The sequence below is a fragment of the Mesorhizobium sp. M1399 genome, assembly GCF_040317735.1.
Lineage (GTDB): Bacteria > Pseudomonadota > Alphaproteobacteria > Rhizobiales > Rhizobiaceae > Mesorhizobium.
Genome location: NZ_JAMYKZ010000002.1, coordinates 365,955 through 391,528, shown reverse-complemented (window position 1 = coordinate 391,528; position 25,574 = coordinate 365,955). Strand labels below are relative to the sequence as shown.

The window sequence follows — 25,574 nt, the reverse complement described above, 5'->3', positions numbered from 1 at the left end:
GCGAGCTGCCGCAATAGGCCCGCAACGACCGCGCATTTCTCTCCGCCTGGCCGGGACTTCACGATGCATCGAGCCGCCTATCTGTTCCTGCTGTTCACCACCTTGCTGTGGGGCGGCAACTCCGTGGCGGGGAAGCTGGCGGTCGGTCATATCTCGCCGATGACGCTGGTCTTCCTGCGTTGGCTGCTGGCGGTTCTGATCTTGCTGCCGATCGGCTGGGCAACGCTGCGCCAAGATTGGCCGGTGGTGCGCAGGCACTGGTTGCTGCTTGGCGGGCTCGGCGCTTGCGGCTTCGCCTTCTTCAACACGATCTTCTACACGGCGCTCAACTACACCACGGCGATCAACGTCTCGATCGAGCAGGCGGCGATCCCGATCGTCATCATCATCGCCAATTTTGTGCTCTTTCGCCTGCGCGTCAATGGCGTGCAGGTCATCGGCGTCGTGCTGACCATCGCCGGTGTCGCGGTGACGGCGAGCCATGGCGATCCACGCCAGCTTCTCAGGCTGGATCTCAACTTCGGCGACGCCATCATGCTGGTCGCCGTGCTTTGCTACTCGTTCTATTCGGTGGGGTTGCGGCTGAAGCCAGTCATCCGCTGGCAGAGCCTGATGCTGGCGCTGTCGGTTGCCGCACTCATCACATCGCTGCCTTTCTTCCTGTGGGAGATTGCCGCCGGCAAGGTCATCGTCCCCGATGCACGCGGCTGGGCGGTCGCGTTCTATACCGCCATCGGTGCCTCGGTCATATCGCAGATCTTCTATATCAGGGGCAACGAGCTGATCGGCGCCAACCGGGCCGGCCTGTTCATCAACCTGGTGCCGATCTTCGGTACGCTGCTGTCGGTGCTGATCGTCGGCGAGACATTCCAGCTCTATCAGGCGCTGGCGCTCGCGCTGGTGCTCGGCGGCATCGGCCTCGCCGAATACAGCGGACGGAAGACGGCGATATCCGCCGCTGAATGAAGTCGCTTGCCGCGACGTTTCACTGCGGTCCATCAACGACCGTGGAAGCGCCCCGCGTGCTGCTGCACACGGGGCGACCGAATTTCAGGCCACGCCGACGTCGAAGTGCAGCCGCTTGGCCGAGTCGATCGACTTGTGCGAGCGCACCTGCGCCAACACCTTTTCCGGGAACGGCGCATCGAGATAGAGCAATGCGATGGCATCGCCGCCCGGCCGGTTGCGGCCGAGCTGGAAATTGGCGATGTTGACGCCGTTCTCGCCGCAGACCGTGCCGAGCAGGCCGATGATCCCAGGCGCATCGGCATTCGTCGTGTAGAGCATGTGCTGGCCGACCTCGGCGTCGAGATTGATGCCCTTGATCTGGATGAAGCGCGGTTTGCCATCCGAGAAGCAGGTGCCGGCGATCGAGCGTGTCCTATGCTCGGTCTTGACCGTGAGCTTGATATAGCCGTCGAACACGCCGGATTTGTCGCGCTTGACCTCGGCGACGATGATGCCGCGCTCCTTCACCATGATCGGCGCCGACACCATGTTGACGTCGGAGACCTGCGGCCGGATCAGCCCGGCAAGGGTGGCGCTGATCAGCGCGCGCGTGTTCATCGTCGCGGTCGAGCCGTCGAACAGTATCTCGACCTCCTTGATTGGATCCTCGGTGACCTGGCCGACAAAGGCGCCGAGCACTTCGGCAAGCTTGACGAAAGGTTTCAGCCGCGGCGCCTCTTCGGCGGTGATCGACGGCATGTTGATGGCGTTGGAAACGGCGCCCTTGATCAGATAGTCGGACATCTGCTCGGCGACATGAAGGGCGACATTCTCCTGCGCTTCGGTGGTCGACGCGCCGAGATGCGGCGTCGCCACGACATTCTCCATGCCGAACAGTTCATTATACTCCGCCGGTTCGACCTCGAACACGTCGATGCCGGCGCCTGCCACCTTGCCGCTTTTCAGTGCCGCGATCAGGTCGGCCTCGACGACCAGCCCGCCACGCGCGCAATTGATGATGCGCACACCCGTCTTCATTTTGGCGATCGCCGCGGCATCGATGATGTTGCGCGTCTTGTCGGTGAGCGGTGTGTGCAGCGTGATGAAGTCGGCGCGGGCGAACAGCTCGTCGAGTTCGACCTTTTCGACGCCGAGCTCCTCGGCGCGGCTGTCCGACAGGAACGGATCGAAGGCGATGACATGCATCTTCAGGCCGACGCCGCGCGTAGCGACGATCGAGCCAATATTGCCGCAGCCGATGATGCCCAGCGTCTTGCCGGTGATCTCGACACCCATGAAGCGGTTCTTTTCCCATTTGCCGGCATGGGTCGAGGCGTTGGCCTCCGGTATCTGGCGGGCCAGCGCGAAGACCATGGCGATCGCATGCTCGGCAGTGGTGATCGAATTGCCGAAGGGCGTGTTCATCACGATGATGCCCTTGCGGCTCGCCGCCGGGATGTCGACATTGTCGACGCCGATGCCGGCGCGGCCCACGACCTTCAGCCTGGTCGCGGCGTTGATCAGCTTCTCCGTGACCTTTGTCGCCGAGCGGATGGCCAGCCCATCATACTGGTCGATCACCTCGAGCAGTTTTTCCTTATCCTTGCCGAGATCCGGCAAATAGTCGACGTCAATGCCGCGATCCCTGAAGATCTGCACGGCGGTGGTGGAAAGTTTATCCGAGACGAGAACGCGAGGCATTTGGCTTGGTCCTTTGCGATTGGCGTCCCTCCTTGAGGGGAGGGTCGGCGCGAAGCGCCGGGGTGGGGTCGGTGCGGCCGGATGCGGCCGAATCTTTCTGGATGGTGGATCGTTGAGCTCGTGTCCTTGAGCGGGTGGAGGCGACCCCACCCGGCCCTTCGGGCCACCCTCCCCTCGAGGGAGAGGGATCAGGCGGCTGCCTTCAGCGACGCCTGTTGCGCCGCAAAGGCCCAGTCCAGCCAAGGCAGCAGCGCCTCGAGGTCGGAGGCCTCGACCGTCGCGCCGCACCAGATGCGCAGGCCGGGCGGGGCATCGCGATAGGCGCCGATGTCATAGGCGACGCCTTCCTTGTCGAGCGCCGAGACAATTGCCTTGGCGAACGCAGCCTGTCCGTCGGCGTCGAGTGCAGCGACATCCGGATCGGTGAAGGAAAGGCAGACCGAAGTGTTCGAGCGCGTCGCCGGGTCGGCTGCAAGATGGCCGAGCCAGGAAGATTTCCTGACAAAGCCATCGAGCACGGCGGCATTGGCGTCGGCACGGGCGATCAGCCCATCGAGGCCGCCGATCGACTTCGCCCAATGCAGCGCGTCGAGATAGTCCTCGACGCACAGCATCGACGGCGTGTTGATAGTCTCGCCCTTGAAGATGCCCTCGATCAGCTTACCGCCGGAAGTGAGGCGGAAGATCTTCGGCAGTGGCCAGGCCGGCTTGTAAGTTTCCAGCCGTTCGACGGCGCGCGGGCTGAGGATCAACATGCCATGCGCGCCCTCACCGCCCAGCACCTTCTGCCAGGAGAAGGTAACGACGTCGAGTTTCTGAAAATCGAGCTTTTGCGCAAAGGCCGCCGAAGTGGCGTCGCAAATGGTCAGGCCCTTGCGGGTGGCCGGGATGAAATCGCCGTTCGGCACGCGCACGCCCGACGTCGTGCCGTTCCAGGTGAAGACCACGTCGCGGTCGAAGTCGATTTTCGTCAGGTCGGGCAGCGCGCCGTAGTCGGCCTCTAACCTGCGCACATCGGCTAACCTCAGCTGTTTGACCACATCGGTGACCCAGCCGGAGCCGAAGCTCTCCCAGGCGACCATGTCGACGCCGCGTTCGCCGAGCAGCGACCACAGCGCCATTTCGACCGCGCCGGTGTCCGAGGCCGGCACGATGCCGATGCGATAGTCTGCCGGAACCTGCAGATTTTCCCGCGTCAGCTCGATCGCTTGTTCGAGCTTGGTCTTGCCGATCTTGGCGCGATGCGAGCGTCCGAGCGCGGCATTTTTGAGCGCCGCGACCGACCAGCCGGGACGTTTTGCACAGGGACCTGAGGAAAAATTGGGATTTGCCGGACGGAGTCCGGGCTTCGTCTGCGTCGTCATCGTGGCTATCCTTCCAGATAGTGGCCCCTCGTTGGGGAGGGGTGGCCCACGGACGGCGATATGCGTTCAGGCTTTCGGCGTCAAGGGGAAAGTTTTCGTCGCTGTCAGGATATTGCCAGCGCCCGGAGCGAAAAAGCAAACGGCGGGCCTACGACCCGCCATTGTTAACGCCTCGGCTTCGATCGAGCCTACCAGAGATCGTAGCGTAGTCCGACTTTGACTTGATGATTGTTGATTCCTTTGCGGATCGGAAAAGAAGTCAGGCTCTCGGCAGTCACATATTCGGCGTCTGGCGCGGAAAAATACTGATAGCCCAGATCGACTGAGACGTTCTTGGACACTTGGTAGGCAAGGCCGGCATTCAGCGTGTAGGCGAAGGAGTATTGGGTCTTGTTGTCACGCAGGACGAAATCGTCGGCGGGGTTGGCATTGTCGGTGAAGTAGCTCGCCGAGAGGCGACGCTTGCTCTGGACGACACCGATACCAGCGCCGAGATAAGGTGTGATTCCGACATAGGTGCCAAGGTCGACATAGCCATTGAGTATGCCTGAGAAGGCATAGTTCTTCAGGGTCGCCGATGCCACGGTCGTTCCGTCGTTATAGCCGACGTCGATCTTGTTGCCGGGAAGATAGCCGACATTGAGATCGGCGCGCAGATAGTCATTGAAATGGTAGCCGAAGCCAATGCTGGCGAAGATGGGATCTTCCTTTTCGTCGAACCTCGCGGGCGTGAAGGCGAAATCCTCATCCTTGAAGCTCTTCTGCACCAGATAGGAGACATCGCCGCGCAGATACCATCCCGAGCCAACCTCGACCGGCACATAATCCGGCGCCTGGTCGACATAGACCGGCGGATCGTAGTCGGCGCCAAGCGCCGGCGTGAGCGGCATCAGGACGATTGCTGCAAGCGCCAGCACTACAGGCGATTTGAATGTCATGGTCCCCGGCTCCCGAACTTGGCGCATTCGCGATCGCACGCGCCGTTTCAGGAAGCATTGTTAACCATAGTGGTTAAGTGCAGGTTAAGGATAACAAGGCGTTAGCGGTTGATTTGAGCGGCTTTCGCTCTTCGGGCTGGACGGTATTACAGAGCGCCGCGGCATCTTTAGGCAGCCAAACGAAAACCGCCCGACTTAAGCCGGGCGGTCGACGAATTCCTCGATTTCGAAGCGACTACTTCGTGTAGACAGGCTCGGGTTCCGGAACATAGGGCTCCGGGGGCGGAGCACAGTCCGACCTGCCGAACTGGTAGCGCAGGCCGCCGCGCACTTCGTGCACGTTGATGCCTCGGTCATAGCCTGGGCCGACATTGCTATCTGAAGCATAGTCGAACATCTTGCCGCCATTGATGTGGCTGAAGCGGTAGCCGACATCGAGCTTGACGCGGTCGGTCAGGCAGTAGGATGCGCCCGCCATGGCAGCATATGCAAAACGCCAGCCTTTACCGCCATGATGCTCGAACTCGCCGTCATCGTCGACGTTGTGCAGATCATCCCATTTGACCCAGGCGCCGCCGATGCCGGCGCCGACATAAGGCGTGACGCCATGCCAGGTGCCGATGTCGACATAGGCGTTGGCCAAGAGCAGCAGCGCCGAATAGGACGAGGTGTCGACGGATGTGCAAGGGGTTTGTAATACGCCGCAGAAGCCGTTGGTCGAGCCGCGGAATTTGGATTTGCTCATCCAGTCCAAGGTGAGATCGGTACGGAAATGCTCGTCGATCTGGTAACCAACACCGCCACCGGCCGAGAAGGCGCCATCCAGCTTGCCTGTATCGAACTTGCCGGGATTCTGGGGCGCTACACCGTAGGTGATATAGTCGCCACCGCGAAACTTCGACCAGTGATAGTCGATATCGCCGCGGATATACCAGCCGCCATACTCGGCCGGCGGCTCGTAGGCGATCGGTGGCGGCGCCTCCTCGACCACCGGCGGCTCGACGAAATCGGCGGCGAATGCCGGCCCGACGCCGGCAAACAGCGCGGCCAGGAGAGCCATTCTTGCTGTGTTGAACATGCTTATCACCCCTGAGAACCCTCGAACGGCGAACGCGCCCGAAATATGATTGACCTCAGTTGTGGATAATGAATCGGAAAGGTTAAAAGGCGTTTAACCGTATCGATTAACCACGAATCTCTAAAATCCGAGGATTCTGGCGGCCGTTGCTGTTGCAGGACTGACAGGCGATCCAACAAAAAGCCCGCCGGCAAGGCGGGCTTTTTGAACTGATATTGGAGGGAGATCAGGCGGCGCTGCGCGTTTCCGAAATGACCTCGACGATGTCGTTGACCACGGACTCGACAAGCTGCGGGTCGTCGCCCTCCGCCATGACACGGATGAGCGGCTCCGTGCCGGATGGCCGGATGACCAAGCGCCCGGCCTTGCCGAGGCGATGGCGCGCATCTTCGATCGCTGCCTTGACCGGCGCCTCCTCCAGCGGCTTGCCGCCGGAAATATGCACGTTCTTCAACAGCTGCGGCACCGGCTCGAACTTCTTCGACAATTCGCTGACCGGCCGGTTCTGCCGCTTGATGCAGGCGAGCACCTGGAGCGCCGAGACGAGGCCGTCGCCGGTGGTCGAGAAATCGGACAGCACGATGTGGCCCGACTGTTCGCCGCCGACATTGAGCCCATGGGCACGCATGTGCTCGACGACATAGCGGTCGCCGACCTTGGTGCGATGCAACTGCAGGTTCATGTCGCCGAGGAAGCGTTCGAGGCCGAGATTGGACATCACCGTCGAGACGACCCCGCCGCCGGCCAGCCGCCCGCTCTGGTGCCAGGATTCGGCGATCAGCGCCATGATCTGGTCGCCATCGACGATCGCGCCGTTCTCGTCGACAATGACGACGCGGTCGGCATCGCCGTCGAGCGCTATGCCGATATCGGCGCGCACCTCGTGCACCTTCTTTTGCAGGCCGGCCGGATGGGTCGAGCCGCATTCCTTGTTGATGTTGAAGCCGTTGGGCTCGACATTGATGGCAACGACCTCGGCGCCGAGTTCCCATAGCGCGTCGGGCGCCACCTTGTAGGCGGCGCCATTGGCGCAATCGACGACGATGCGCAGGCCCGACAGCGACATCGAGCGCGGCAGCGTGCGCTTGGCGAATTCAATATAGCGGTCATGCACGCCGTCGACGCGTTTGGCGCGGCCGAGCCCATCAGAATCGGCAAGCGCCAGTTCGATATCCTTGTCGAGCATCCCCTCGATACGCTCCTCGATCTCATCGGACAGCTTGTAGCCATCGGGGCCGAACAGCTTGATGCCATTGTCGTAATAGGGGTTGTGCGAGGCAGAGATCATCACCCCTATATCAGCGCGCAGCGAGCGCACCAGCATTGCAACCGCTGGCGTCGGGATCGGGCCGAGCAGGAAGACATCCATGCCGGCGGCGCACAGGCCCGACACCATCGCGTTCTCGATCATGTAGCCGGAAAGCCTGGTATCCTTGCCGAGCACGACGCGGTGGCGGTGGCTGCCGCGCTGGAACGAGAGGCCGGCGGCCATGCCGACCCTCATGGCGACCTCCGCCGTCATTGGAAACTTGTTGGCGCGCCCACGAATACCGTCCGTACCGAAATAATGTCCTGCCATGCTAGCCAGCTTCCCGATGGTTCTTTCCGAGCATCTCATGCCATAAAATCGGCCGAGCTCTGTCATCACATTGTATGATTATGGACGACCAATCCTTAGAAAATTGTTGTCTTGTGTGTTTTGCGTCACGCTAATGTGTTGATTTTCAAGTTTCGAGCCCTTGTTGCGGCAGCAGCATCAGAAACGTCAACCTCAAACCTCATCTGGATCCTTTGGTTTGTGACAGTGTGGCCTTGAACCCGAATCCGCATCGCGCTGCTTCAGACAGAGATAGGCTCAGGTCCGTCGCACCCGCCGATTTGACTGGCTGTCATGCGACGCAGTGTACTCGCTGGGAACGAGCCATATGCGCGCTCTCCGTGCAATGCACCCGGACGAACTTGGCTGGGAAACAGTCCCGGCAACGAATTCATCACCTTAAAGAAAAGAATGCACTTCTAAATTGTCTCTACGCTACTTAGCATCTGGCGCAACCAGCCGTTGAGCGCTATTGCTGCACTGGGACATATCATGAACCGCCATAGGGAGAAAACGCATGCTCATCCATCGACTTGCCACTTTGACGGGCCTTGCCGTCGCGACCTTATTCCTGGCGGCGCCTGCCAATGCGCTGACCATGGCCGAGTGCAGCACCAAGTATAACGCGGCCAAGGATGCGGGAACGCTTGGCGGGCAGAACTGGAACCAGTTCCGCAAGGCCCAATGCGGCACCGATGCCACCGCCGCTACGACCGATCCCGCCCCAGCCAAAGCCACGGCCAAGGCCGCCGACACCACCAAGGCAGCCGCCGGCGACGATGCGGCGCCTGGGCTGACGGCGAAGGAGTGCAGCACCAAGTACCAGGCGGCAAAAGCCGCCGGCACGCTGAACGGCATGAAGTGGAACGATTTCCGCAAGACCCAGTGCGCCGCCGACGCGACGGCAGCCGCACAACCCGCCGCCACGACCAAGGCTGCGGCAGCCACCGCCGACGACGCTGCGCCGGGCCTGACGGCCAAGGAATGCAGCACCAAATACCAGGCCGCCAAGGCTGCCGGCACGCTCAACGGCATGAAATGGAACGATTTCCGCAAGAGTGAATGCGCCGCCGGCGCAACTGCAGCGGCACAACCTGCCGCGGCACCTGCCAAGGCGACGACAGCTGCCGCGACCGATACCGGCAAAGGCCTCAGCATGGCTGATTGCAGCGCCAAATATCAGGCCGCCAAGTCCGGCAATACTTTGAACGGCATGAAGTGGAACGACTTCCGCAAGAGCCAATGCGGCGCCGGCGCAGCCGACGACGACGACACCCTGCCGGCTCCCGATGCGAAGTACACCGGCGATCCGCAAGCGCCGACCATCACCGCCCCCCAGGGCGTGAAATTCCCGACGGCGATCTCCAAGAAATACGCTACCGAGACCCCGGCCAAGGGCCGCATGCACACCTGCCTCGACCTGTATTACGCCAACAAGGACGCCAACACGCTGGGCGGCCTCAGGTGGATCCAGAAGGGCGGCGGCTTCTACAGCCTCTGCAACGCCAAGCTGAAGAGCTGACCAGCGCCATCATCCGACGACATGAGCCCGCGAGCCGCAAGGTTCGCGGGCTTTTTTGTTGCTGCATGCTGCCGCGCGTTCCGAAGAGGCGGCATCCGCGCGCAGTCGGCCGCCGCTCTAGCGATCTCCCGCCTCGTGGGGGAGATGTCCGGCAGGACCCGGCAGGACAGAGAGGGGCGCTGTCCCGCCGACATCGATGGTCGGCAGCACGCGCCACGTTTGGTCGAAGGAGCCTGAAACAAAAAACCCGCCTCGGCGGGCGGGTCGTTGGAGCCAATTGGCACCATACGCAAATTAGTAGCATAGCTGCCGGCACAAAGCAAGAACAAAATGTGGCGCCGTCGGCAAAAAACTGCGAATTTCCTTCACCGGCGCGCCTTGTCGATCTTCCCGAAGTCGTCAACGAGGACGATAGAAGGCCGCGTTCCTTCGCGCCCCTCTCTGTCCTGCCGGACATCTCCCCCGCGAGGGGGGAGATTGGCCGTCATCGTCACTTTCGCCAATTTCCAGCGATGCAGGAAGGGTCGCATTCCCCAAAGAAAAACGCCGCGGTCAGAGCCGCGGCGTTTCGAAGTCGATCTCTCCTGGGCCGGAGCCTAGCTTGACGGCTGGGGTTCCATACCGCCTTCGGGCTCGGGGCCCTTCTTGCGGCGGCCGGACTTCGGCACGGCCGAGCCGCGGCTCGGCGGTGTGTCGTCGCCGAGGTCGCGTGCGGGCTTATTGCCGGCGATCAGCTGCTTGATCTCCTCGCCGGACAGCGTCTCGTATTCGAGCAGGCCTTGCGCCAGCGCGATCCATTCCTTCTTCTTCTTGGTCAGGATGGACCTTGCCGTCGAATAGGCCTCGTCGATCAGCCGGCGCACTTCGGCGTCGATGATCTGCGCCGTCTCTTCCGAGATATTCTGCGTGCGCGCCACCGAATGGCCGAGGAACACCTCCTCCTGGTTGTCGCCATAGGCGACATGGCCGAGCTTGTCGGAGAAGCCCCAGCGCGTCACCATGGCGCGCGCCAGCTTGGTCGCCTGCTCGATATCGGAAGAGGCGCCTGAGGTGATGTTCTCCTTGCCGAACTTGAACTCCTCGGCGACACGGCCGCCCATCATGATGGCGAGGCGCGAGATCATGTATTTGTAGCTCATCGAATAGCGGTCGCCTTCCGGCAGCTGCATGACCATGCCGAGTGCCCGGCCGCGCGGGATGATGGTCGCCTTGTGCAGCGGATCGGCCGACGGCACATTGAGCGCCAGGATGGCGTGGCCGGCCTCGTGATAGGCTGTCAGCTCCTTCTCAGCCTGCGTCATCGCCGACGAGCGGCGCTCGGCGCCCATCATGATCTTGTCCTTGGCGTCCTCGAATTCGGCCATGGTGACGAGGCGTTTGTTGCGCCGCGCCGCCATCAGGGCGGACTCGTTGACCAGGTTCATCAGGTCGGCGCCGGAAAAGCCCGGCGTGCCGCGTGCGATCACCTTGAGGTCGACATTGGGCGCCAGCGGCACGTTGCGCACATGCACCTTCAGGATCTTCTCGCGGCCGACGATGTCGGGATTCGGCACCACCACCTGGCGATCGAAGCGGCCCGGCCTGAGCAGCGCCGGATCGAGCACGTCGGGCCGGTTGGTGGCGGCGATCAGGATGATGCTTTCGTTGGATTCGAAGCCATCCATCTCGACCAGCAGCTGGTTCAGCGTCTGCTCGCGCTCGTCATTGCCGCCGCCGAGGCCGGCACCGCGATGGCGGCCGACGGCATCGATTTCGTCGATGAAGATGATGCAAGGGGCGTTCTTCTTGGCCTGGTCGAACATGTCGCGGACGCGGCTTGCACCGACGCCGACGAACATCTCGACGAAATCCGAGCCCGAAATGGTGAAGAACGGCACGTTGGCTTCACCGGCGACCGAGCGGGCGAGCAGCGTCTTGCCGGTTCCGGGAGGACCGACGAGCAGCACGCCGCGCGGGATCTTGCCGCCGAGCCGCTGGAATTTCTGCGGGTCGCGCAGGAACTCGACGATCTCTTCCAGATCTTCCTTGGCTTCGTCGACGCCGGCGACGTCCTGGAAGGTGACGCGGCCATGCGCTTCGGTCAAAAGCTTGGCCTTCGACTTGCCGAAGCCCATGGCGCGGCCGGAACCGGACTGCATCTGGCGCATGAAGAATATCCAGACGCCGAGGATGAGGATCATCGGCAGCCAGGATATCAGGGTGCCAAACAGCGAATTGGAGCCGTCGGATTCAGGACGCGCATTAATGGTGACGTTCTTGTCCTGCAACCGCGAAACCAGCGACGGGTCCCCAGGCGAATAGGTCTGGAAGCCGTTGGAGCTGTCCGTGTAGTTGCCGGAGATACGGGCGCCGGCGATGGTCACCGACTTGATCCGTCCCGCCGCGACCTCCTGTAGGAACTGCGAATAGGGGACATCGCTCGAGGCTCCACGCGTCTGCGGCGTTTGGAAAAGATTGAAGAGAGCGATGAGCAGGACCGCTATGATCGCCCAGAGCGCGAGGTTGCGATAATTTGGATTCATCAATTGTCCCGTTGGCGCCCGCTGGGCGGACGCACGTCGTGAGAGGAAACTTGGCCCTAACATAGGGAGAGCGTCTCCCCTTGCCAAGCATAACAGCAGGTCTCGGTTAAGCTTTCGCCCGTGGTAGGCCGGCACTGTGGCCGCCGAATGGCGCGGCTGGAACCGGCGCCGCGCCAAGCAACGCGGCGACGGCATCGGCCGGCGCCAGATCGAAGGACGGCAGGAAACGGGCGAAGGGCGCGACTGCCGGATATGCGGCGACCGCCGCCGGCATCGGGCTTTCCTCAGGCAAACCCGGGCCTTGCCCAGGCAGACCAAGGCATTCGCCATCCCGCCATAGCGCTGGTTCGGCGGCCAAGGCGGCACGCACAAGGCTTGCCGGCGTGCCATGCCCGGCAATTGCCCGCTTTGCGGCAAGAGCCACCCCGAGCGGGGCAACCAACAGCGGCGCGATCAACAATGCACCTGAACTGTCGCTCAATGTGATCCGTCTGCGGCCGTCCCAAAGGGCATTGTCGGAAACCGCAACAGCGGGCGGCAGATCGCGCAACTCACGATGCAGAAAGATGCCGGTACGCCGGGCATCGACCACGCTCCGCGACAATGTGGCACAAAGCGGCCCGGCCCGGAGCCGGCCGAAAAGGGCTTCGCCGCGGGCCTGGTCGGGAAGGAAGGTGGTACCGCCGGTCGCCGCCAGCAGGATGCGCAGCGCATAAATAGCCGCCCGGCGGTCGGCGACCGTCGCAAAATCCTGATCGAGGCGGACGAGGCCGGCGGCCGGCCTGGAGGCCAAGCCGCGGATCAGCATGGCCGCGCGCTGTCCTAACTGCTCACGCTCGACCGCCGCCTTTCTGGCCAGCGCCATCGTTTCAGCCATGCGAAGCGCATCGTTGCCTTCAACAAGTGCCGCGCGGACGCGCGGCCGCTCGAAAGCAGTGTCGGCATTGGTCGGATCTTCGATCCAGGCGACCTGTTCGCGCCGGAGGAATTTGCGCAGCTCCGCACGCCGCACGCCGAGCAGTGGCCGCACGATCCAGTACCGCCAGTCGTAGAGGGTTGCCGGCGCCATGCCGGCAAGGCCCCGCGGCCTCTCCTCACTTGGCACCTCGTCACGCGCTTGCCTCATCAGCACGGTCTCGGCCTGGTCGTCGGCGGTGTGGCCGGTCAGGATCAGCCCGACGCCTGCCGCTTCGGCGGCCTCGGCGAGCAGCCGGTATCGGGCTTCGCGCGCGGCGGCGGGCAGGCCGGTCGCTGGTTTGTGCCCCGACCAGACGACGATGCGATGGGCAATGCCGCGCGCCGCGCACAGCCTGGCCACGGCTTGCGCTTCCGCTGCCGCTTGCGGCCGCAATTGGTGATCGATCGTCACCGCTAGCAATTTCGTTGCCGGTGCGGTACGGTCGAGATGGGCTTTGAGGAGGAGGAGAAGGGCGGTCGAGTCGCTGCCGCCGGACACGGCCACAACAGCGCCGTTGGAAAAGTCGATCCGCGAAAAATCCGAAAGATCAGGCTCGGTGTCGAGCGTCATGCATGTCGCCCAAAAGTGGGCCCGGTTTTGGGGCAACGACGTGCAACAGAAAAACTAGCACGCCGCGAGTGCCCTTTCCTGCTTGACCCGCTCCTTGAGCGCGCCGGAAATATCGGGGTAGCGCTTGCCGATCTCGCTGAAGGTGGCACAGGCCACGTCGCGCTGCTTCAGCCCGACCAGTGAGACGCCGAGCTTCAGCAGCATGTCTGGCGCTTTCTTGGCCTTGGGATAGTCCTTGCTGGCTGCGAGGAAAGTCTCGGCCGCATCGCGGTATTTCTGCTGGCCGAGCAGCGATTCACCGAGCCAGTAATGCGCGTCCGCCGCTTTGGCGTCCCGGGGAAACCGAGCGATATGGTCGCGGAAGCCCTGTTCGGCGGTGCTGTAGTCGCCCGACAGGATGAACTGGTAAGAGTTGCGGTAAAGCTCCTCCGGGTCGTTGGTCGAGGGGAGTGCCGCGACCACCGTATCGTCGGATTTGCCGGCCTTGTTGCCGGCTGCGTTGGCGCCGTTGGCTGGGGCCGTATTCTGCTCCGGCGCGTTCGCCTGCGCATTGCCATCGGCTTCGACGACATTGCCGTTTTTGTCGACGGTGATGGTGCCGAACGTCTTGGGCGGCGCGCCGGGGATCAGCTTGCCGGGATCGCCGTTGGGCGATTCGACGATGACGTCCTCGACGCTCTTGTCGCCGGCTGGCGGCGTGTCGGCAGCGGCCGGAGCCTGCGTTGCAGGCGCCTCCGCCACGTTACTGTCGCCGTTGGGGTTGTCGCTGTTGGGCGCCGCCTCGGACTTCTTCTGCTCGGCCGGCTGCTGCGCGCCTTGCGGACCGCCTTCCAACTGCTGGAAGCGGAATTCGTTGTCTTCCTGCTGCTTGCGGATCTGCTCCTGCATCTGCAGGACCTGGAAGTTGAGTTCCTCGATCTTGCCGTTCATCTGCCGGAGCTGTTCCTCCAGCGCCGGAGTGCCGGTGCCATCCTGTTGCGCGAGTTGAACCTGATCCGGCTTTTTCTTTTCACCGAAAATGCCGGGCAGTTTGATCGTCGGCAGATGGAAGGAAAAGCCGCTTTCCGATGACTGCTCGGTGCCGCTTGCCCCGTCAGCAAGTGCCGCGATACTTGATACGAGCAGCAGCGCAAGCGTGCCGCTCAAGACCGATCTGAAATGCATGTGCCTCTCGCCGTGAAACCGTTGTTGCGCGCCTCTCACTCGAAGTAGACCAGCCAACTGGGACTAGCCAGACGCTCTCGGCTCTTAACAGGACGTGAGACTTCGGCCAAATTTTGTTTGGAGCGGGCAGATATGAAAAAGGCGGCCCTTTGGCCGCCTTTCGCACCAAGTGTTGCATTTATGCCGATCAGGAGCCGGCGCCGCCCAGGGTGGTTACGGCGCGGCGGTTCTGCGACCAGCAGGAGATGTCGTCGCAAACCGCGACCGGACGCTCCTTGCCATAGGAAATGGTCTTCAGGCGCTGCGCCGAAACGCCCTTGGCGACCAGGAAGTCGCGGGTGGCGGCAGCACGGCGGGCGCCGAGCGCCAGATTGTATTCGCGCGTGCCGCGCTCGTCGGCATGGCCTTCGATGACGATGGCATACTGCTTGTACTGGTTCAGCCACTGTGCCTGGCGCGCCAGCGTCGTCTGCGCATCGGCGCGGATCGACGACGAATCGGTGTCGAAGAAGATGCGGTCGCCGATGTTGACGGTAAAGTCCTGGGCTGACCCGGGCGTTGCCGCACCAGCGCCGTTGAGGCCGAGATCGGCGGCGCTGTTTGGCGTCTTCTTCGAGGCGCAACCGGTGATCGCGAGCATCGCGACCAGCGCGATCATGACCGGGTTTGTGGTAAGTGCTGCGATACGGCCCATGCCGCCTCTCCTTCGCAATTCGAGTGATTTCATTGATCGTCCAGTAACCACGTTTGGGTTAACCGGCGCTCAAGAAACACGGTTAAAATTTGGTTTCGGCTGCCGTCCACAACCGTTCTGCCGAGGGCTACTCAAGGGCGACAATGAGCGCGGACCGTAGGCGGAAATGCGGCCAAAACATGAAAAAGAGGGAATTGAAGAATTGAAGAGTTGAGGAATTGAGGAAAGAGATCACCTCAGCTTCTCTCTGAGATTGACCAGCATTCCGTAGATGCGGGCATAGGATTGCAACCAGTCGTCGCGTTGCACCTGTGTGATATACTCGAGGTCGAACGCATACGAAATCCACGTCTCCACTTCACTGCATGACCCTATGGCCATCGAAATGAAGCGTGCGAATTCGGGCTTGGAGCGGGTCTGTTTGGCAAAACCCTCAGCCAAATTGGCGCAGATCGCCTTGCTGGAACGACGTAGTTGATCGGCGAGCGCGTATTGCTCCATTTTCGGAAAAGCAAGCGTGGCTCTGTGTACCCCAAGGGAAACCGCATAGGCGCGCTTATAGACTTCCAAATCCCTCGCGTGCTCGATGTAGGCCCCTGGCTTCTCCATTCTTCAGTTCTTCAACTCGTCAGTTCGTCAATTCCTCAGTTCCTCTATTCGAGCAGCGGCGACCAGGCCGGATCCGAGGCGAAGTTCGCTGTCGGGATCGACTGTTCGTTGCGGCCGGTGAGGTCGACCGACACAAGTTTTGGTCCGCCATTGGAATCGCGGAAGAACATCACCACCCGGCCGTTGGGTGCCCAGGTCGGCCCTTCCTGCTGAAAGCCGGTGGACAGGATGCGCTCACCCGAACCGTCGGTGCGCATGACGCCGATCTGGAATTCGCCGCCGGTCTGCTTGGTGAAGGCGATGAGATCGCCGCGCGGCGACCACACCGGCGTCGAATAGACGCCGTCGCCGAACGAGATGCGGGTCTGGCCCGAGCCGTCGGCGCCCATCACATAGATCTGCGCCCGGCCGCCGCGGTCCGAGGTGAACACCACCTTGCTGCCGTCGGGCGAGTAGGACGGTGAGGTATCGATGGCGGTCGAATTGGTAAGCCTGGTCGTCGAGCGGCTTCTCAGGTCCATGGCGAAGATGTTGGAATTTCCGTCGTCGCGCAGAAGGCTCATGATTACTTTCTGGCCGTCCGGCGAAAAGCGCGGCGCAAACGTCATGCCGGGGAAATTGCCGACCAGCTCGCGCTGCCCCGTCTCGATCTGCAGCAGGTACACCCGCGGCTGACCGCTCTCGTAGGACATATAGGTGATTTCCTGCCGGTTCGGCGAGAAGCGCGGCGTCAGCACGATCGACTTGCCGTTCGAGAGATAGCGGACGTTGGCGCCGTCCTGGTCCATGATGGCAAGCCGCTTCTTGCGCGCATTCTTGGCACCGGACTCGTCGATGAAGACGACGCGCGTGTCGAAATAGCCCTTCTCGCCGGTCAGCCGTTCGTAGATGGCGTCGGCGATGATGTGGGCGACGCGCCTGGTATTGGCGTCGTTGGCGAAGAACTGTTCGCCCGACATCTGCTGGCCGGCAAAGGTGTCCCACAGCCGGTACTGGGCGCGGACACGGCCGTCAGCCTCCTTGCCGACACTGCCGGTAACCAGCGCCTGCGCATTGATCACCTTCCAGTCTTCGAAGCGCGGCGTCGCATCAGGGTTCGAGATCTTTTCGATGAAGGCGCTTTTGTCGATCGGCGCGAACAGGCCGGAGCGTTTCAGGTCGGCACTGACGATGTCGGAAATCTCGGCGCCGAGCGCATCGCCGCCCTGGAAATCGGTGATGGCGATCGGCAACGGCTCGACATTGCCCTTGTTGACGTTGAGCTCAACGAGCGCTCGCGCCGGCAGGGTGGCAGCAACGGTCATGCCCAGCGCCATCGCTGCGATCGCCAGGAGCGGCTTGAGAATGGATTTCATGTCTTCTCGCTTCTCTTCAAGGATTCTATGGGGGCGCCGGCCTAGAGGCCCAGCATCTCCCTCGGATCGAAAGTGACCTGGATGTCGGACCAGATGTCCTGCTTGCCTGCGGGAACCTGCAAGCCAGCCATGTCGCATTTCTGAACCGCGCGAACGGCACTTTCGTCAAACGGGCGGTTTCCGCTCGACTTTTCGACAGTAGGCCGGCCATCCAGCTTGCCCGACGCGTCAAGATTGAAGCGGACCACGGCGACGAGATCCTCCGCGCCTTCCACTCCGACTGGCAGGGTCCAGCATCCTTGAAGCTGATTTTCCAGGGTTCCCATCTCCGATTTGGAGAGCTTCTGGCCCTGATCCTTGTCGCCGCCGAGCGAAGACTGTTGGGTCGAGCGCTTGGCGCCGCCACCGGCCGGCTTCCGCTTGTCGAGCAGAGCCGAAATCTCGTCGGCGTTGAATTGCTTGTCGTCCGATTTCGGCTTGGATGAGGCTTCCTTGACCGGCTTGTCGGCATCCTTGCGCTCCGGCGCCTTGGCGCTTTCGGCCTGGACCGGCTGCGGCTTCGGCCGAGCCTCAGGCGCGGGGGCCGAGTCGGGAAGCTGCGCCTCCTCGGTTGGCGGTTCCTTGGCAATCGCCTCGGCGACGGCGTCCGGCTTGACCTCGGGCTGTGGATCGATCGCGGCGGTCTTGTCCTGCGGCGGCGTGGGCGTCGGCTCCTTGGCCGGCGTCGGCTTGGGCTCGGTCTGCTTGACCGGTTCTGGCTTGACCTCTTCCTTCGGCTGCGGCACCGGCGCTACCTCCGTAGCGGGAATTGGCTTCGGCTCTTCCTTCGGCTTCGGCACGTCCTCGGGCTTGGGCTTTTCGACCGGCGTCGGCGCGGGTGGCGGGGCCGCCGTCATGTCGACTGGCTGGGGCTTGGGCTCAGGTGTCGGCGGCTTGTCGGTGTCGACGCTGTTATCGCCGACTTTCTGGGCGTCGGGAACGATGTCGGGACGCTGCGTCGGCACCGGCGCCGGCTTGTCGTGCATCACAGCCTTCTTGTCGCCTTGCAGGATCTGTGCCGTCGCTTCCATCGGCACGATCTCGACCGACACCGATTCCGCATCAGACGCGGGCATCGCGGGCGGCGAGGACAACGTGAACAGGCCGAAGGCCAGCGCCACCGTATGCAAGATCACCGATGTGGTGAGGCCGGTCCGCATGTTCTTGTCTACTGATCCTGTTCCTGCAGTGACAGGAGACTCATGTTCTTGTAGCCAGCGGCTTGGACATAGCCCATGACCTTCAGAGCCGCTCCATAATTGGTTGCCTTGTCGGCGCGAACGAAAATGCGCTCGTCATAGCCGGTCTTCGAAATCGCCTGCAGCTTTGCCACCAGTTCCTCGATCGGGATCTCGGTTTCCTGAATGAAAATCTGGCCGGCGGCATTGATTGATAGGGTAATCGGTTGCGTGTCGGCCGCAATCGGCTTGGCCTGAGTTTCCGGCAGATCGACCGGAACGCCGACCGTCAGCAACGGCGCCGCGACCATGAAGATGATCAGCAGCACCAGCATCACGTCGACCATCGGCGTGACGTTGATCTCCGATATCAGGGCGTGATGGCGGCCGCGCCGCCTGTGGCCGCGCCCGCCGCGTCCTCCGCCACCTGCGCTTACGGACATTCCCATGATCGTTCCTCAGGCCTTCTGCGCGACTTTTTCATCGATTTGGCGCGAGAGTATGGCGGAGAACTCATCCGCGAACCCTTCCATGCGGACCGCGATCTTGCTCGCGTCCGACGACAGCTTGTTGTAGGCGATGACGGCGGGGATGGCGGCGAGCAGGCCGATGGCCGTCGCCAGCAGCGCCTCAGCGATACCGGGCGCGACCACCGACAGGCTGGTGTTCTTCGAGGCGGCGATCGCCTGGAACGAAGTCATGATGCCGATAACCGTGCCGAACAGGCCGATGAAGGGCGCCGCCGAGCCGGTGGTGGCGAGAAAGCCGAGCCGCCCTTCCAGCTTTTCCATCTCCCGGGTCAGCGCCAGATCCATCGCCTTGTCGATGCGGGTCTGCAGGCCGAGCGGCGATTTCGCGCCCTTCTCGAAGCTCTTCTTCCATTCGCGCATGGCGGCGACGAAGATCGCGCTCATGCCGGTCGTCTTGCGGTCGGCGAGCGTGCGGTAAAGTTCTTCCAGCGACTGTCCCGACCAGAACACCTGTTCGAAGCGATTGAGCGCCAGCCGCATGCGGGCATAGGCGACGAGCTTGTCGACGATGATCGCCCAGGTCCAGATCGAGGCGCAGAGCAGCCCGATCATGACCAGCTTGACCACCCAACCGGCCTGCATGAACAAGGCCCAAATCGATAAATGCGCGCCCGGTTCGGCGAGAGCGATGTTTTCCATGTTACGTCCTTAAAGATTTTCCGGGCGTGGCTGGCGGCTGGCCCATGGGCATCCCTTGTGGTCCGTTCGCGTTAAGCTGGCGGAATAACCCCAAATGCACCATTGGCGGCCTTTTCGGGGCAAATATTGGTGAAAGGAAGGCGCTTGGATTCTCCCAATCTTAACCAATCCCTTCATGGACCGTTATGGTTAAGGATGGGTTAGGACGTACAGCGCGGCGCATTGCCGCGCCCCGACGAGCCGCCGGCGGTCCTGGCCCCCTAACCGAGAGCTCCGGGATCGTCCGCCTCTGAACCCTTATTTGCGCGTTCTGGGCATGAAGGCTGCGATCCAGTCCTTGGGAAAGCGCCGCGGCCGTCCGTTGTCGCCGACGATCGCCGCTTCGACCCGCGCCTCGACCAGCACTTCGCTGCCGCGCTTCAACTGTTGCGCCATGACGATCCGCGCACCGGAAATCTCGTCGGTGCGCGTATCGATGGTCAGGATGTCGTCCATGCGCGCCGAACCGCGGAAATCGATTTTCATGCGCCGCACCACCCAGACTATTTTCTCGCCATGTTTGCCCTCGGCAAGCTCGGTGTGGTGGACGCCGGCCAAGCGCAGATAATCAGAACGGCCGCGCTCGAAGAACTCGAGATAGCGCGCGTGGTAGACGACGCCGGAAAAATCGGTGTCTGCATAATAGACCCGCGCCATCAATCGATGGCCGAATTCCGTCAGCGCGCCGGAAAGCCCGGCGGACAATGCCGATTCACGGTGATCGTCCATTGCTGTCCTTTTGGCCCGACGGGCCCTGTTTTAAGCAACACCTGTTTTGCGCATAGACCGGCGATGATCAAGACCTGGAGGGCGGGGCCGGGAACTGCCAGCACCGAAGCCATAAGCAGCGGAACTTACGGCTCTTCCTGGAACAGGCTGATCTGCTGCTGCGCCAGGTCCTTCGGCGCGTCGAGGCCGAGATGCCGCCAGGCATTGGCCGCCAGCACGCGGCCGCGCGGCGTGCGCATGATAAAGCCTTGCTGGATCAGAAAGGGTTCGATGATGTCCTCGATGGCATCGCGCGGCTCGGAAAGCCCAGCGGCGATGGTTTCAATGCCGACTGGCCCGCCGCCGAAATTCCGGGCGATCATCGACAAATAGCGGCGGTCGAGCGCGTCGAGGCCGAGCCCGTCGACCTCCAGCCGCGTCAGCGCCTCGTCGGCGATCCTGCGGTCGACATGGCCGTCGCCGGCAACGCTGGCGAAGTCGCGCACCCGGCGCAACAGCCGGCCCGCGATGCGCGGCGTGCCGCGCGCCCGCCGGGCGATCTCCAAAGCACCGTCGTCACCGAGCGGCATGGCAAGGATGCGGGCGCCGCGCCGCACGATCTGCTCGAGTTCCTCGACGGAATAGAAATTGAGCCTGACCGGGATGCCGAAGCGGTCGCGCAGCGGGTTGGTCAACAGGCCGAGCCGGGTGGTGGCGGCGACGAGGGTGAAGCGGGCCAGGTCGATCTTGACCGAGCGCGCCGCCGGCCCCTCGCCGATGATCAGGTCGAGCTGGAAATCCTCCATCGCCGGATAGAGGATTTCCTCGACCGCCGGGTTGAGCCGGTGGATCTCGTCGATGAACAGCACGTCGCGGTCTTCGAGGTTGGTGAGCAGCGCCGCGAGATCGCCGGCCTTGGCGATGACCGGACCGGAGGTCGAGCGGAAATTGACGCCGAGCTCGCGCGCCATGATCTGCGCCAGCGTCGTCTTGCCGAGGCCGGGCGGGCCGACGAACAGCACATGATCGAGCGCTTCGCTGCGGCCCTTGGCGGCCTCGATGAAGACTTTGAGATTGGCCCGCACCGCCGCCTGGCCGACGAAGTCGCCGAGCGTCTGCGGCCGCAAGGTCTGCTCGGCGTCCTCGCCGCGTTTGTCGGGAGCAATGAGGCGTGGCGAAAGGCTCATGCGCATACCGCTCGAAGGAAAAAGTTCGTATCGACACGGATTAACGTCACCCGGCACCCTCTCGTTCGGCGTCTTGCTGCTCGCCAACAACCTGGCGGCCCACTGCATCCCTTACCACCGCGTCGATCTGTTCCAGCGTAGCGGGCCCGTTAGGTGGATCACCCAGAAATCCAGCGAGGTCGGCAAATTCGAGATTGCGCGGCGTTCCTATCAGGAGACCATCCACGACCGTCCAGGCAACAGTATCGCCTGACTTGAGCGACAACTCGTTCCGGACTTTCTTTGGAATCGTAAGCTGCCCCCTGGAGGTCAAGCCCGCATATCCGACCATGCTCTTGTTCCTAGTCGGAATTTATTTGTCGGGCAACATCTCACCGTGCCAGCTCCTTCAGCCCGAAGCGGATCAGCTTCGACGCGTCCGCTTCCTCGCCGGCCGTCTTCAACGCCGCCGCCACTGCGTTGGCGGCAGTGTCGCGAGAATAGCCGAGATTGACCAGCGCCGAGACTGCGTCGGTGATCGGCGCCGAAGCAACGCCTTCGCCGAGCTCCTGCTTCAGGCCGATGGTGCCGGAGGCAGCACCTGCATAGGCCGGCGCCTTGTTCTTCAACTCGGTGACGATGCGCTCCGCCACCTTCTTGCCGACGCCCGGCGCGCGGCTGACCATGGCGATATCGCGCAACGCAATCGCATTGGCGAGGTCGGCCGGCGCCAGCGTCGACAGGATTGCCAGCGCCACCTTGGCGCCGACGCCCTGCACATTGTTCATCAACAACCGGAACCATTCGCGCTCCAGCACCGACTGGAACCCATAGAGCCGCAGCATATCCTCGCGCACATAGGTCTCGATGAACAATATCACCGCCTCGCCGGGCGGCGGCAATGCGGCAAGCGTGCGCGCCGAGCAATAGGCGACATAGCCGACGCCATGCACGTCGACGATGCAGAAATCCTCGTCGATCTCGTCCAGCGTGCCTTTTAGCTTGCCGATCATTTGAGCGTGCCGATCATGCCGGGTGGGTTTCCGGAGAGATGATATCGAGGTCCGGGAAATAGCTGCGATAGCGCGCGGCATCGCGCGTCAGCAGGCGATGCCCAGCGACAACCGCATGGGCTCCAATAAAGAAATCCGGCAGCGTTCGTTCGCGGAGGCCGCCGGCGCGGCGATAGCGGGAGTGCGTGACACCAGCAAGGAAGGCCGCTCCCCACGGCAGGAGTTCACGCTCGATCTTGAGCATGTCGACTGCTTGGCGAAGGGCCTGTTCGGTCGCGATCAACGGCGCGAGTTCGGACCAGACGATTGCATTGATTACGAGTGCGCCGTCGCGCCGGCATGCGGTAATTGCTGATGCCGACCATTTCGTCTCCCGTCCGGCAGGACCCCAAACGTCGATCAGGACGTTTGTGTCAATCAATGTCGAGGTCTTCACGCGGGCCCCTCAGCCATTCCACATATTCGTCCGCCGTCATGCCCCCCAGATCCAGCGTACCAGCCATACGGCCGAGCATCTGGCTGAATCTGCGCGAGGCTTCCTCCTTCGACATGTTTTCGTCGACCGCAATGACACGAGCACCGTCCTCGGTGGGGACGAACTCCACCTCCGAGCCCGGGCCGATACCCAGATGATCCCGTATTTCCTTCGGGATGGTCACTTGGCCCTTGGTGGTAACGCGCATGGTAATACCTCGTTGGTATTACTTATTGTTCACTGGAGAACAAGTCAAGAACAAACTTATTCGGCCAGCATCGCCATCCTGTAGGCGATGCTCTGCCTGTGATGCGCGTGACAGATGGCGATGGCCAGCGCATCGGCGGCGTCGTCGGTGTCGAAAGTCGCCTTCGGCATCAGCACCTTGACCATCATATGGATCTGCTTCTTGTCGCCATGGCCGACACCGATCACCGCCTTCTTGACGGCGTTGGGCGCATATTCGGCAACGGCAAGGCCGGCGCGCGCCGGCACCAGCATGGCGATGCCGCGTGCCTGGCCGAGTTTCAGCGTCGCCGCGGCATCCTTGTTGACGAAGGTCTGCTCCACCGCCGCCTCGTGCGGCATCGTGGCATGCAGGATCTCGGCAAGCCCGTCATGCAATTGGCAAAGACGCACCGCCAGCGCCGCCTTGTCGTCGGACCGTACTGTGCCGGAAGCGACGAAGCGCAGCGAATTGCCAAGGCTTTCGACGATGCCCCAGCCGGTGCGCCTAAGCCCCGGATCGATGCCGATGATGCGAATCGCTTCCCCCATCCGCCAAGTCTACCTTCGGCGGGCAGCGATGCCAGCGAAATGTGAACAAACCAGAAACGGGGCTCGTGATGTCCACAAAGCCTCTGAGACCGTTTCGAAAGGTCGCTCCGGCGAGTCATATGGTGGTGGTTTCGAGAACCGGAGCGCAGCGGACATTTGGGTCCGTGAGCCCACGCGTGATCCCGAGGGGATCATGCGCAATCAAAGTGCTGCAGCGTCCTTTGCGCGTCCAAAAGGACGCGGCGCTGCAGGTAAGCGGAGAAAACGCCGCCAGATGGCCGCTGGAGTAGAGTTTCCAAACGGTCTCTCAGCCGCGGGCGAAAGCCGTGTTGAGCAACGTGATCTGGTCGGAGACCGGATTGAGGCGACGGCTCGACTGAGGCACCTCGGCGAGGCCGCCATAGATCTCCTCGTCCATGCGGCGCACCAGCGCCTGCAGGCGCAGCGAGCGGTTGACGAGGTCGACGAAATCCGTCGGCAGCTCGGCCCAGCCGGGCGCCTCGTCATGCGCGGAGGCGGTGTCGAGACGCACCTTGGATTTTTCGGAAGCCACCTGATCGCGGGTCATCTCGCCGGAATTCGCCGCCCGCTGCAAAAGCAGCCACGAGGCGACCTGCATCAGCCTGGTGGTCAGCCGCATCGACTCGGCCGCATAAAGCGTCGCCGCCAGCCTCGACAGCTTCTTGGCCTCGGCGCGGCCCTTGCCGTCGAGATATTCGGCCGCCTGCTCGACCAAGCCCATGCCTTCCTGATAGAGCGGCTTGAAGGATTGGGAGAAAACCCGGCGCTCCGCCAGCTTGATGGTGTTCGCGCTCGCCTTCGAAGGCTCGTTCATCGCTGCGCCCCTGCACTTGCCTGACAGCCGGCCGATTCGGCTCTTGGCCGCCATATCCGGCAGCCTAAACGACTGAAGCTTGAAAATGCGCTTCGCTGCCGGCGAAGGCAAGCACATGTTTAACAAACGGTTAACGGCCGCATTTGGCCCAAGGGGCTCCATGCCGGCGAACAAAAAAAGAGCCGCGGATAAGGCGGCTCTCAGGAGTTTAACAGGGAGGCGTCAAACAAAGTGGCTCCAACCACTCGGTAAGAATCCAGATCACTGGATGGACATAGTAAACGCCTGTAAAGCTTAACAAAGCCTTAACGCAGGGCATATTTTTCGATCAAGCGCCCAGCATCTGTGCCGTAACAGCACAGATGGCCGGCTAAGCCGCCGCTCTCACCACCGGCTGGAAAGTGGGGGCGACGCGCTTGCGCCACGGTTCCTCCAGATCGTGACCGACATACCGAAACAGATCCGCTCGCCGCGCGACATCGTTCCGAAACAGGCGCCGCGCTAAACGCCCGCTCCTCGCAACGAGGCGGAGCAAAATTGCGCTCCGGCAATCATCAAAATTTCTCAAGGAGCGAACAATGGACTGGTACTCGGCCGTTAAATTTCTGCACATCGTCTCGGCGATCCTCTGGGTCGGCGGCGGCTTCACCCTGATGCTGCTTGCGGTACGCGCCGACCGCGCTGGAAACGTCGAAGGCATGTTGCAGGCGATGCGCGCCACTGGCGAGCTCGGTAACCGGTTCTTCGCGCCGATGTCGATGCTGACATTGCTCTTCGGCCTCATCATGTGCGGCTTCTGGGTCGGCTTTTCCGATTTGTGGGTGCTGATCGGCCTTGCCGGTTATGCGACGACCTTCTGCATCGGCATGTTCGTCTTCAAGCCGACTGCCGACCGCATGGCAGGCATGATCGCCAAGGATGGCGTGACGCCGGCGGTGCTTGCCCAGGGCCAGCGCGTCCTCAATGCCGCGCGCTTCGACTATTCGGTGATGCTGATGATCATCGCGGACATGGTGCTGAAGCCGACACTGCACGACATCACCATTCTTGGCTGCATGGCGTTCGTGCTGGCAACCGGCGCTGCTCTCGCGCTTGGCAGGACGCGGCCGCTGCTGCCGAGTGCCGCCTGAGGTTTAAGGAATCCGGCGGCGGCCG

At 62.5% G+C, this 25,574-nt stretch carries 25 protein-coding genes and 1 pseudogene; 4 read left to right on the top strand and 22 right to left on the bottom strand.

Annotated elements, in window-relative coordinates; all coding sequences use genetic code 11:
* Nucleotides 1–63 precede the first annotated feature (63 nt).
* Complete coding sequence (locus tag NKH05_RS04395; protein ID WP_352547151.1) at nt 64–966, top strand: DMT family transporter; 903 nt, start codon at nt 64–66, stop codon at nt 964–966.
* An 84-nt stretch (nt 967–1,050) separates the two neighbouring features.
* On the opposite strand, the gene serA is transcribed toward NKH05_RS04395, so the two are convergent.
* The 5 genes from serA to glmM form a co-directional block, all read right to left on the bottom strand.
* Entirely contained in the window at nt 1,051–2,649 is a 1,599-nt protein-coding gene (serA, locus tag NKH05_RS04390) for a phosphoglycerate dehydrogenase (RefSeq protein WP_353025068.1), read from the bottom strand.
* Nucleotides 2,650–2,837: 188 nt separating this feature from the next.
* Nucleotides 2,838–4,013, bottom strand: coding sequence for a phosphoserine transaminase (locus NKH05_RS04385; protein ID WP_353025067.1), 1,176 nt, complete (start codon nt 4,011–4,013; stop codon nt 2,838–2,840).
* Between the two features lie 188 nt (nt 4,014–4,201).
* Nucleotides 4,202–4,951, bottom strand: coding sequence for an outer membrane protein (locus NKH05_RS04380; RefSeq protein WP_352861258.1), 750 nt, complete (start codon nt 4,949–4,951; stop codon nt 4,202–4,204).
* A gap of 235 nt (nt 4,952–5,186) precedes the next feature.
* A complete protein-coding gene (locus tag NKH05_RS04375) occupies nt 5,187–6,029 on the bottom strand; it encodes an outer membrane protein (protein WP_352861257.1) in 843 nt (280 codons plus the stop codon).
* Nucleotides 6,030–6,255: 226 nt separating this feature from the next.
* Complete coding sequence (gene glmM, locus NKH05_RS04370; RefSeq protein WP_352494163.1) at nt 6,256–7,608, bottom strand: phosphoglucosamine mutase; 1,353 nt, start codon at nt 7,606–7,608, stop codon at nt 6,256–6,258.
* 874 nt (nt 7,609–8,482) lie between these two features.
* Between glmM and NKH05_RS04365 the strand changes: the two genes are divergently transcribed.
* Complete coding sequence (locus NKH05_RS04365; protein WP_502896311.1) at nt 8,483–9,148, top strand: hypothetical protein; 666 nt, start codon at nt 8,483–8,485, stop codon at nt 9,146–9,148.
* A gap of 596 nt (nt 9,149–9,744) precedes the next feature.
* On the opposite strand, the gene ftsH is transcribed toward NKH05_RS04365, so the two are convergent.
* The 11 genes from ftsH to ruvB all read right to left on the bottom strand — a co-directional run bounded on the left by ftsH (nt 9,745) and on the right by ruvB (nt 21,340).
* A complete protein-coding gene (gene ftsH, locus NKH05_RS04360) occupies nt 9,745–11,670 on the bottom strand; it encodes an ATP-dependent zinc metalloprotease FtsH (protein WP_023677989.1) in 1,926 nt (641 codons plus the stop codon).
* Between the two features lie 106 nt (nt 11,671–11,776).
* Nucleotides 11,777–13,198, bottom strand: a complete 1,422-nt coding sequence (gene tilS / locus NKH05_RS04355; RefSeq protein ID WP_352480914.1) for a tRNA lysidine(34) synthetase TilS — start codon at nt 13,196–13,198, stop codon at nt 11,777–11,779.
* A 54-nt stretch (nt 13,199–13,252) separates the two neighbouring features.
* On the bottom strand, nt 13,253–14,362 hold the full coding sequence (ybgF, locus tag NKH05_RS04350; RefSeq protein ID WP_023719604.1) for a tol-pal system protein YbgF: 1,110 nt from the start codon (nt 14,360–14,362) through the stop codon (nt 13,253–13,255).
* A gap of 187 nt (nt 14,363–14,549) precedes the next feature.
* The gene (pal, locus tag NKH05_RS04345; RefSeq protein WP_352480915.1) at nt 14,550–15,056 is read right to left on the bottom strand and encodes a peptidoglycan-associated lipoprotein Pal; all 507 of its coding nucleotides are present in this window, start codon (nt 15,054–15,056) and stop codon (nt 14,550–14,552) included.
* Between the two features lie 231 nt (nt 15,057–15,287).
* Nucleotides 15,288–15,665: a four helix bundle protein gene (locus NKH05_RS04340; protein ID WP_352480916.1), complete on the bottom strand. Its 378-nt coding sequence runs from the start codon at nt 15,663–15,665 to the stop codon at nt 15,288–15,290.
* A gap of 44 nt (nt 15,666–15,709) precedes the next feature.
* Nucleotides 15,710–16,981: a Tol-Pal system beta propeller repeat protein TolB gene (tolB, locus tag NKH05_RS04335; RefSeq protein WP_502900346.1), complete on the bottom strand. Its 1,272-nt coding sequence runs from the start codon at nt 16,979–16,981 to the stop codon at nt 15,710–15,712.
* Nucleotides 16,982–17,061: 80 nt separating this feature from the next.
* On the bottom strand, nt 17,062–18,219 hold the full coding sequence (gene tolA / locus NKH05_RS04330) for a cell envelope integrity protein TolA (RefSeq protein WP_352494161.1): 1,158 nt from the start codon (nt 18,217–18,219) through the stop codon (nt 17,062–17,064).
* A gap of 8 nt (nt 18,220–18,227) precedes the next feature.
* Nucleotides 18,228–18,686, bottom strand: a complete 459-nt coding sequence (locus NKH05_RS04325; RefSeq protein ID WP_352494160.1) for an ExbD/TolR family protein — start codon at nt 18,684–18,686, stop codon at nt 18,228–18,230.
* 9 nt (nt 18,687–18,695) lie between these two features.
* Complete coding sequence (gene tolQ, locus NKH05_RS04320) at nt 18,696–19,406, bottom strand: protein TolQ (protein WP_254816465.1); 711 nt, start codon at nt 19,404–19,406, stop codon at nt 18,696–18,698.
* 297 nt (nt 19,407–19,703) lie between these two features.
* Nucleotides 19,704–20,174 (bottom strand): tol-pal system-associated acyl-CoA thioesterase, encoded by a 471-nt coding sequence (ybgC, locus tag NKH05_RS04315; protein ID WP_353025063.1) that lies wholly within the window; start codon nt 20,172–20,174, stop codon nt 19,704–19,706.
* Nucleotides 20,175–20,299: 125 nt separating this feature from the next.
* Nucleotides 20,300–21,340, bottom strand: a complete 1,041-nt coding sequence (gene ruvB / locus NKH05_RS04310) for a Holliday junction branch migration DNA helicase RuvB (protein WP_352494158.1) — start codon at nt 21,338–21,340, stop codon at nt 20,300–20,302.
* On the opposite strand from ruvB, the gene NKH05_RS33080 reads away from it, so the two are divergent.
* Nucleotides 21,339–21,593: a hypothetical protein gene (locus NKH05_RS33080; RefSeq protein WP_348633225.1), complete on the top strand. Its 255-nt coding sequence runs from the start codon at nt 21,339–21,341 to the stop codon at nt 21,591–21,593. The genes ruvB and NKH05_RS33080 overlap by 2 nt on opposite strands.
* Nucleotides 21,594–21,596: 3 nt before the next feature.
* Here the strand turns inward: NKH05_RS33080 and NKH05_RS33075 are convergent.
* The 6 genes and pseudogenes from NKH05_RS33075 to rcdA form a co-directional block, all read right to left on the bottom strand.
* Nucleotides 21,597–21,671, bottom strand: a pseudogene (locus NKH05_RS33075) (AbrB/MazE/SpoVT family DNA-binding domain-containing protein); the annotation flags it as partial.
* A gap of 40 nt (nt 21,672–21,711) precedes the next feature.
* Entirely contained in the window at nt 21,712–22,332 is a 621-nt protein-coding gene (ruvA, locus tag NKH05_RS04300; RefSeq protein ID WP_023719613.1) for a Holliday junction branch migration protein RuvA, read from the bottom strand.
* A gap of 13 nt (nt 22,333–22,345) precedes the next feature.
* The gene (locus NKH05_RS04295; RefSeq protein ID WP_353025062.1) at nt 22,346–22,768 is read right to left on the bottom strand and encodes a type II toxin-antitoxin system VapC family toxin; all 423 of its coding nucleotides are present in this window, start codon (nt 22,766–22,768) and stop codon (nt 22,346–22,348) included.
* Nucleotides 22,746–23,015, bottom strand: a complete 270-nt coding sequence (locus tag NKH05_RS04290; RefSeq protein ID WP_023719615.1) for an AbrB/MazE/SpoVT family DNA-binding domain-containing protein — start codon at nt 23,013–23,015, stop codon at nt 22,746–22,748. The genes NKH05_RS04295 and NKH05_RS04290 overlap by 23 nt, the downstream gene beginning before the upstream one ends.
* 56 nt (nt 23,016–23,071) lie before the next feature.
* Nucleotides 23,072–23,584, bottom strand: a complete 513-nt coding sequence (gene ruvC, locus NKH05_RS04285; RefSeq protein WP_352480921.1) for a crossover junction endodeoxyribonuclease RuvC — start codon at nt 23,582–23,584, stop codon at nt 23,072–23,074.
* 307 nt (nt 23,585–23,891) lie between these two features.
* On the bottom strand, nt 23,892–24,419 hold the full coding sequence (gene rcdA / locus NKH05_RS04280; protein WP_023719617.1) for a protease adaptor protein RcdA: 528 nt from the start codon (nt 24,417–24,419) through the stop codon (nt 23,892–23,894).
* A 578-nt stretch (nt 24,420–24,997) separates the two neighbouring features.
* On the opposite strand from rcdA, the gene NKH05_RS04275 reads away from it, so the two are divergent.
* Nucleotides 24,998–25,549: a DUF2269 family protein gene (locus NKH05_RS04275; protein WP_023719618.1), complete on the top strand. Its 552-nt coding sequence runs from the start codon at nt 24,998–25,000 to the stop codon at nt 25,547–25,549.
* Nucleotides 25,550–25,574: the final 25 nt, after the last annotated feature.

Bases quoted from the DNA above. Each gene is read 5' to 3' on its own strand.
- ftsH (WP_023677989.1), bottom strand. From the start codon at position 11,670: ATGAATCCAAATTATCGCAACCTCGCGCTCTGGGCGATCATAGCGGTC.
- tolB (WP_502900346.1), bottom strand. From the start codon at position 16,981: ATGGCGCTGGGCATGACCGTTGCTGCCACCCTGCCGGCGCGAGCGCTC.
- ruvC (WP_352480921.1), bottom strand. From the start codon at position 23,584: ATGGGGGAAGCGATTCGCATCATCGGCATCGATCCGGGGCTTAGGCGC.
- NKH05_RS33080 (WP_348633225.1), top strand. From the start codon at position 21,339: ATGCGCATACCGCTCGAAGGAAAAAGTTCGTATCGACACGGATTAACG.
- ruvB (WP_352494158.1), bottom strand. From the start codon at position 21,340: ATGAGCCTTTCGCCACGCCTCATTGCTCCCGACAAACGCGGCGAGGAC.
- NKH05_RS04365 (WP_502896311.1), top strand. From the start codon at position 8,483: ATGAAGTGGAACGATTTCCGCAAGACCCAGTGCGCCGCCGACGCGACG.
- NKH05_RS04325 (WP_352494160.1), bottom strand. From the start codon at position 18,686: ATGGGAATGTCCGTAAGCGCAGGTGGCGGAGGACGCGGCGGGCGCGGC.
- NKH05_RS04275 (WP_023719618.1), top strand. From the start codon at position 24,998: ATGGACTGGTACTCGGCCGTTAAATTTCTGCACATCGTCTCGGCGATC.
- NKH05_RS04290 (WP_023719615.1), bottom strand. From the start codon at position 23,015: ATGCGCGTTACCACCAAGGGCCAAGTGACCATCCCGAAGGAAATACGG.
- rcdA (WP_023719617.1), bottom strand. From the start codon at position 24,419: ATGAACGAGCCTTCGAAGGCGAGCGCGAACACCATCAAGCTGGCGGAG.
- NKH05_RS04340 (WP_352480916.1), bottom strand. From the start codon at position 15,665: ATGGAGAAGCCAGGGGCCTACATCGAGCACGCGAGGGATTTGGAAGTC.
- tilS (WP_352480914.1), bottom strand. From the start codon at position 13,198: ATGACGCTCGACACCGAGCCTGATCTTTCGGATTTTTCGCGGATCGAC.
- ybgF (WP_023719604.1), bottom strand. From the start codon at position 14,362: ATGCATTTCAGATCGGTCTTGAGCGGCACGCTTGCGCTGCTGCTCGTA.
- NKH05_RS04380 (WP_352861258.1), bottom strand. From the start codon at position 4,951: ATGACATTCAAATCGCCTGTAGTGCTGGCGCTTGCAGCAATCGTCCTG.
- serA (WP_353025068.1), bottom strand. From the start codon at position 2,649: ATGCCTCGCGTTCTCGTCTCGGATAAACTTTCCACCACCGCCGTGCAG.
- NKH05_RS04395 (WP_352547151.1), top strand. From the start codon at position 64: ATGCATCGAGCCGCCTATCTGTTCCTGCTGTTCACCACCTTGCTGTGG.
- ruvA (WP_023719613.1), bottom strand. From the start codon at position 22,332: ATGATCGGCAAGCTAAAAGGCACGCTGGACGAGATCGACGAGGATTTC.
- tolQ (WP_254816465.1), bottom strand. From the start codon at position 19,406: ATGGAAAACATCGCTCTCGCCGAACCGGGCGCGCATTTATCGATTTGG.
- glmM (WP_352494163.1), bottom strand. From the start codon at position 7,608: ATGGCAGGACATTATTTCGGTACGGACGGTATTCGTGGGCGCGCCAAC.
- ybgC (WP_353025063.1), bottom strand. From the start codon at position 20,174: ATGGACGATCACCGTGAATCGGCATTGTCCGCCGGGCTTTCCGGCGCG.
- pal (WP_352480915.1), bottom strand. From the start codon at position 15,056: ATGGGCCGTATCGCAGCACTTACCACAAACCCGGTCATGATCGCGCTG.
- tolA (WP_352494161.1), bottom strand. From the start codon at position 18,219: ATGCGGACCGGCCTCACCACATCGGTGATCTTGCATACGGTGGCGCTG.
- NKH05_RS04375 (WP_352861257.1), bottom strand. From the start codon at position 6,029: ATGTTCAACACAGCAAGAATGGCTCTCCTGGCCGCGCTGTTTGCCGGC.
- NKH05_RS04385 (WP_353025067.1), bottom strand. From the start codon at position 4,013: ATGACGACGCAGACGAAGCCCGGACTCCGTCCGGCAAATCCCAATTTT.